The sequence below is a fragment of the Brevundimonas sp. genome (assembly GCF_023259385.1).
Lineage (GTDB): Bacteria > Pseudomonadota > Alphaproteobacteria > Caulobacterales > Caulobacteraceae > Brevundimonas.
Window position 1 is genome coordinate 1 of the sequence record NZ_JAHFPF010000216.1, and the last position, 6,133, is coordinate 6,133.

A 6,133-nucleotide genomic window follows, 5' to 3' on the forward strand; every position below is an offset into this window, starting at 1 on the left:
AACGCCGAGGGCCGCGAGCGCCTGATCGCCGCCTTCGACGTGATCAACGACAACTTCAAGGCCCTGTTCGAGGCCCTGTTCGGCGGCGGTCAGGCCGAGCTGAAACTGGTCGAGAGCGACGATCCGCTGGAAGCAGGGCTGGAGATCTTCGCCTGCCCGCCCGGCAAGCGTCTGGCGGTCATGAGCCTGATGTCCGGCGGCGAGCAGGCCCTGACGGCGGCGGCCCTCATCTTCGCCGTCTTCCTGGCCAACCCGGCCCCCGTCTGCGTGCTGGACGAGGTCGACGCCCCGCTGGATGACGCCAACGTCGACCGCTTCTGCCGGATGCTGAACGAGATGCGCAACCGCACCGACACCCGCTTCATCGTCATCACCCACAACCCGGTGACCATGAGCCGCATGGACCGCCTCTATGGCGTGACCATGCCCGAGCGCGGCGTGTCGCAACTGGTCAGCGTGGACCTGACGCAGGCGGAAACGCTGGTGGCTTAGGCAACCGAGTTCCTCCCCCTGTCGCTACGCTCGGGGGAGAAGCTACCGCTGCCCCAGCACTTCCGTCCTGACGAACCATCCGAAGATCGCCGGCCCCTCGACCACATAGCGGCGGAACATCCGCTTTGGCTGGCTCAGCAGCCGGTGCAGCCATTCCAGCGACAACTGCTGGAACACCTTGGGCGCCCGCTGCTGCCTCCCGGTCAGGAAGTCCACCGACGCTCCCACGCACAGGGTCACGCCGAACGGGCGGCCGGCGGCGCGCAGGGCGTGGGCGAACCGCTCCTGCTTGGGAAAGGAGACGCAGGCCAGCAATACATCCCACTCGGCCGCGCAGGCCGTCTTCACCGCCGCATCCCATTCGGGCGTGCCTGGCGTCAGCATCGGTGCCGCGACGAAGGTGAAGCGACGGCGCGGGTACAGGGCCGCCAGATCATCGAACGCCGCGCGGTCGGGACCGAACACGCCGAAGGTCAGGTCGTCGTCCGAGGCCAGCAGGTCCGCCGTCATGTCCGAGCCCGGATAGACCGACAGCCGCTTGCCCCGCAGCCGCGCCAGATGGGCCAGGATCCGGCTGTCGCAGGTCATCAGGGTCGCGCCCCGATAGACCTCGGCGTCCACCCGTCCATCCATCAGCTTGATCACGTGGTCGACGTTGGGCGTGACGACATAGCCGTAGGGCGCGCGCGCCAGGGCGGCGACCTGCCCCAGCAGTGCGGCCCGGTCCCCGTCGGCGAAATCCAGCGTCATGAAGCGCGTCATGCCCGCCTTGTACTCGCGGCGCGGTCAACGTCCGGTTACGATGGCGAGATGAAACATCTCCTGCTGAAGGCCGCCCTGACCGCCGTCCTCCTCGCGGCCTCGGCCCTGCCCGGCCAGGCCCGGGACGGCGACGAGGGCGAGCACCGCTTCGTCCTGATCAGCGTCGGCCGGTTCGCCGTGCTGGCCGACATGGTCTCGCTGGAGCGCGACGGCGAGGCGGTGCGCCTGCGGGCTTTCCAGGTGACGGAGGAGGATTTCCACGTCGGCGACCAGGCCTATTGGGGCGGCTGGTCGTGGTGGCGGTTCGACTGCGCCGCCCGCACGGCGGACCGGCTGGACTTCGCCGCGGTGAAGGCCGGCGGCGCGGAAGGCCCCGCGACGCCCGACCCCGCCCCGGCCTATGACGCCGTACCCGGCGGCGATGCGGCCGAACTTCTGGCCGCCGCCTGCGACCCGGACTCGGTCGGCCCATACGGCGTCAGGACGCTGGAAGACGCGGTCAGCGTCGGGCGGGAGGCTTTGGCTCAATAATTTCCGCTCATCCCGGCGAAAGCCGGGACCCAGTCCTGTCCAGCTTGGCGCGAGCGTTTCCGGGGGTTAGGAGCCATCCGCCATAATCACATCACCCAAATCACTGGGTCCCGGCTTTCGCCGGGATGAGCGGATTTATGAGATCCGATCTTCACCCAGCCCCGCGTTCAGCTGCCGCTGCTTCGGCAGGGCCTCCGGGCACTGGTCGCGCATGAAGGCCAGCATCTTCTCACGGATCTCGCAACGCAGATCGAAGGTGGTCGGCGCGTTGCGGGCGCTGGCCAGGCAGCGGATCTGGGCGACCCGGTCGGTGACGTCGGTGACCTGCAGATTGACCACGTCGCCGTCCCAGTAAGCGCTGGCCCGGCAGATGCGCTCCAGCTCGGCCCGCAGCCGGTCGATCGGCGCCTCATAGTCCACGTACAGGAAGGCCGAGCCGATCAGCCGGGCCGTCTCGCGCGTCCAGTTCTGGAACGGCTTGGAGATGAAATAGCTGAGCGGCAGGATCATCCGCCGCCAGTCCCACAGCTTGACCACCACATAGGTCGAGGTGATCTCCTCCACCTGCCCCCATTCGCCCTCGACGATCACGGCGTCGTCCAGCCGGATCGGCTGGGCCGTGGCGATCTGCACCCCCGCGATCATGTTGGTCAGCAGCGGCTGCAGCGCCAGGCCGGCGATGATGCCGACCACCCCCGCCGAGGCCAGCAGGCTCATGCCCCACTGCCGCACCGCGCCGATGGTCATCAGCGCCAGCCCCAGGGTGACGATGGCGATCAGCAGGGCCGCCACCCGCTGCAGGATGCGCGCCTGCGTCACATGCTTGCGGGCGATGAGGTTGTCTTCCTCGGCCATGTTGAAGCGGCGCAGATAGACCACCGCCCACATGTCGCTGGCCCCGATCAGCATCCAGCCCAGCGTCAGGATGAAGCCGAACCACAGGGTCTGGCGGATCACCAGCGACGGGCCGGGATCCAGCGGAGAGATGGTCACCGCCAGCGCCATGGCCGCGATCATCACCGCGATCCGCACCTTCAGCCGCGCCCGTCCAACGGCCCCCCGCCAGAACAGGCTGCGGTTCTTCACCGCCAGCTGCAGCAGCCAGAACACCAGCTGGTTCGCCGCCCAGCCGATGAAGACGCAGCTGACGACGATCACGCTGATCACCACCCATTCGGGCAGCCAGTAGAACTCCCGCCACAGACGGAAGACCTCGTGGGTCAGATCGGTGATGAAGGTCGGCATGGTGAAGCTGTAACGCGCGAAGCCGCCGATCAGAACCGTTCAGGTGATCGCGGCGGCTTCCACCATGTCCGCCAGGTCCGCCGTCGCGTCCGGCAGGGCGGCGGAGCGGGCCCCGGCGCTCATGGCCCTCAGGCGGGCGGGGTCGGACAGGATGGCGTCCAGCGCCGCCGTCATCGCCTCCACCGTCACCGCGTCCTCCAGCATCACCTCGGCCCCGCCGGCGTCGGCCAGGCTGGCGGCGTTGAAGCGCTGGTGGTCGTCCATGGCGATCTTCAGCGGGATCAACAGCGACGGCACGGCCGCCACCGCCAGCTCAGAACAGGTCGAGGCTCCGGCCCGGCCGATGACCAGGTGCGCCGCCGACAGGCGGGCGGCCATGTCGCGGAAGAAGGGGGCCACCTCGGCCTCGATCCCGGCCTCCAGATAAATCTGGCGCGCGGTCTCCAGCGTCTCGGGCCGCGACTGCTGCTGCACCTTCAGGCGGCGGCGCAAGGTCTCGGGCAGGGCCGCCAGCGCGCGTGGCGCGGTCTCGGACAGGATGCGCGCGCCCTGGCTGCCGCCGGTGACCAGCACATGGATGGGGGCCTCGCCCGCCGGGGCGACGAAGGGCCGGTCGAACAGGGCGCGGATGTCCGGCCGCACCGGATTGCCGATCAGGGTCACGCGCGCACCCACCGCCTGCGGGACCTTCTGCAGGTTGGGGAAGGACGAGGCGATGGACCCGACATAGGGCGACAGCCAGCGGTTGGTGCGGCCCAGCACCGCGTTCTGCTCATGCAGCAGGGTCGGGCGCTTCTGGCTCAGCGCCGCCAGCAGGGCGGGCGCCGACGGATAGCCGCCGAAGCCGACCACGACCGAGGCGTCCAGCCGGGTCAGGGCCGCGCGCGCCTGCATCACCCCCTTCAGGATCGCCACGCCGGCCTTGGCCAGGCCGATGGGTCCGCGCCCGGTGGCGGCGTCCAGCGCCAGCCGCTCCTCGGCGGGAAAGCCGTGGGCGTACTGCTCGCCGCGATGATCGGTGGCCAGCACGATGCGCCAGCCGCGCCCCGCCAGTTCGCGCGACAGGGCCTCGGCGGGGAACATGTGGCCGCCGGTGCCCCCGGCGGCGACGACACAGACTCTCACCGGCATTCAGACAAGCTGGTCATCAGCCCCACACGCAATCCGCTTCAGGCTCGGATGGCGGGCCTTAGGCTCAGTAAAAGAAACAGGTCACGCCCGGCTGGGCACAGTTGAACTTGTACCAGTCGGAGATCAACAGATCGTAGTCGATACCATTATAGCACCGGTGACGCGTGGTTTCCGTGAAGGCCGTCACCGTGCCCACCGTCGTGCGACGACCCGAGCAGAATTCGACGTAGGTCCCCGCCTGCTCCTGATGCGTCGCATCGGTATAGTAGTCGATGATGGTCATGTCGCGCGGCAGGGCCACGCTGGCGGTGGCCGCAAGGGCCGGAATCGCCGCCACGAGTCCGATGATGGAGAGCCTGTTCAGTCGCATTACATCCCCCAATGGTTGTGTCGAAAAACAGCCATGGATTCAGAACTCACTCAAGCCATTCGCGCTGGGTGAGTCCTAAGGCAGGATGCGGCGGCGGGCGCCGAGGGTGGTTCCGGGCTCATAGGCGCCGGGGCGGCGTCGGGTCAGGCTCAGGGCGAACCCCATGGTCAGACCCATGGCCAGCATGGACGAGCCGCCATAGCTGATGAAGGGCAGGGTCATGCCCTTGGTCGGGATCAGGTTCAGGTTCACCGCGATGTTGATGCAGGCCTGCAGCCCGATCAGCATGAACAGGCCGGCGGCCGCCACCTGCTCGAACGGGTCGTTCAGCTTCATGGCCAGCCGCATCCCGCGGATGACGATGAAGGCGTACAGGCCGATCATGGCCAGGCTCAGCACCAGGCCGAACTCCTCGGCGCCCACGGAATAGATGAAGTCGGTGTGCAGGTCGGGCACCGAGCGCTTCATCACGCCCTCGCCCACGCCCCGGCCGACCAGCCCGCCCGCCCGGATGGCCTCGGACGCGCGGTCGATCTGGTAGGTGGCTCCGGCGTCGTCCGAGCCGAAGCGGCTCAGGCGGTCGCGCATGTGGCTGAAGGTGAAGAACAGGCCCACGACGCCCGCGCCCCCGGCGGCGGCCAGCGCCATCACCCACTTCAGCGGCACCCCGGCCATGAAGAAGACGGCCATGAAGGTGGTGGTGATCAGCAGGGTCTGGCCGATGTCCGGCTGGATCAGCAGCAGGCCCACGGTCAGGGCCCAGGCCCCGAAAGCGATGCTGACGCCCGGCACCCCCTGCCCCTTCTGCGCCTCGGCGAACATCCAGGCGGCGAAGACGATCAGGCTGGGCTTGGCGAACTCGGACGGCTGCAGGCTGAACGGCCCCAGGTTGATCCAGCGCGCCGCGCCCTTCACCGTGTCGCCGATGAAGGGCAGCAGGGCCATGATGCAGATGGCCCCCAGCAGGACCAGCACCGCGATCCGCCGCACGCCGCGCGGCGACAGCAGGGACATGGTCAGCATCGCCCCCAGCCCCGCGCCCGCGAACACCATCATCCGCCACGAATAGTGGAACGGGTCCGAGATCGACTGGTCGGCCAGGATGGCGGCGGGCGACGAGGCGAAGCTCAACGCCACCCCCAGCCCCATCAAAGTCAGGGCCGCGGCCAGCAGGCCCCGGTCCACGGTCCAGAACCACTGCGCCAGCAGGCTCTGGTCGTTGCGCGAGAAGGCGGGATTATAGCCCTGCTGGCTCATGAGGCGCTCGCGGGGATCGCGCCGAGGGCGAGCACGGCGGCGCGGAACGCCTCTCCCCTCGCCTCAAAGTCGGGATACTGGTCGAAGCTGGCGGCGGCGGGGCTCAGCAGCACCACCTCCTCTCGACCGGTCGCGGCGGCGGCCTCATAGGCCTGCTGCACGGCGACGGCCATGTCGCCGCTGATCCGGTGCGGGGTCTCGCCCAGCCGCGCGGCGAACGGCCCGGCCGCCTCGCCGATCAGGAAGGCTTCGACCACGCGGGGGAACAGGTCCTCCAGATCGTCGATCCCACCGGCCTTGGCCCGCCCGCCCGCGATCCAGAAGCTGCGGTCGTAGGACATCAGC

7 protein-coding genes and 1 pseudogene are annotated in these 6,133 nt (G+C 69.0%); 2 read left to right on the forward strand and 6 right to left on the reverse strand.

Annotation, left to right across the window (positions count from 1 at the left end):
* On the forward strand, positions 1–492 hold a 492-nt coding region (locus Q0C81_RS14660; RefSeq protein ID WP_291839486.1), incomplete at its 5' end, for an AAA family ATPase.
* Positions 493–534: 42 nt separating this feature from the next.
* On the opposite strand, the gene Q0C81_RS14665 is transcribed toward Q0C81_RS14660, so the two are convergent.
* Positions 535–1,254 (reverse strand): WecB/TagA/CpsF family glycosyltransferase, encoded by a 720-nt coding sequence (locus Q0C81_RS14665; RefSeq protein WP_291839489.1) that lies wholly within the window; start codon positions 1,252–1,254, stop codon positions 535–537.
* 48 nt (positions 1,255–1,302) lie between these two features.
* Here Q0C81_RS14665 and Q0C81_RS14670 point away from each other — a divergent pair, with 48 nt between their 5' ends.
* A complete protein-coding gene (locus Q0C81_RS14670; RefSeq protein ID WP_291839492.1) occupies positions 1,303–1,785 on the forward strand; it encodes a hypothetical protein in 483 nt (160 codons plus the stop codon).
* 135 nt (positions 1,786–1,920) lie between these two features.
* On the opposite strand, the gene Q0C81_RS14675 is transcribed toward Q0C81_RS14670, so the two are convergent.
* The 5 genes and pseudogenes from Q0C81_RS14675 to murD all read right to left on the reverse strand — a co-directional run.
* Positions 1,921–3,030, reverse strand: a complete 1,110-nt coding sequence (locus Q0C81_RS14675) for a mechanosensitive ion channel family protein (protein ID WP_291839495.1) — start codon at positions 3,028–3,030, stop codon at positions 1,921–1,923.
* A 39-nt stretch (positions 3,031–3,069) separates the two neighbouring features.
* The gene (murG, locus tag Q0C81_RS14680) at positions 3,070–4,155 is read right to left on the reverse strand and encodes an undecaprenyldiphospho-muramoylpentapeptide beta-N-acetylglucosaminyltransferase (RefSeq protein ID WP_291839498.1); all 1,086 of its coding nucleotides are present in this window, start codon (positions 4,153–4,155) and stop codon (positions 3,070–3,072) included.
* A gap of 70 nt (positions 4,156–4,225) precedes the next feature.
* Positions 4,226–4,531: a hypothetical protein gene (locus Q0C81_RS14685; protein ID WP_291839501.1), complete on the reverse strand. Its 306-nt coding sequence runs from the start codon at positions 4,529–4,531 to the stop codon at positions 4,226–4,228.
* 75 nt (positions 4,532–4,606) lie between these two features.
* Positions 4,607–5,788 (reverse strand): FtsW/RodA/SpoVE family cell cycle protein, encoded by a 1,182-nt coding sequence (locus Q0C81_RS14690; RefSeq protein ID WP_291839505.1) that lies wholly within the window; start codon positions 5,786–5,788, stop codon positions 4,607–4,609.
* Positions 5,785–6,133, reverse strand: a pseudogene (gene murD / locus Q0C81_RS14695) (UDP-N-acetylmuramoyl-L-alanine--D-glutamate ligase); the annotation flags it as partial. The gene Q0C81_RS14690 and the pseudogene murD, both read right to left, overlap by 4 nt.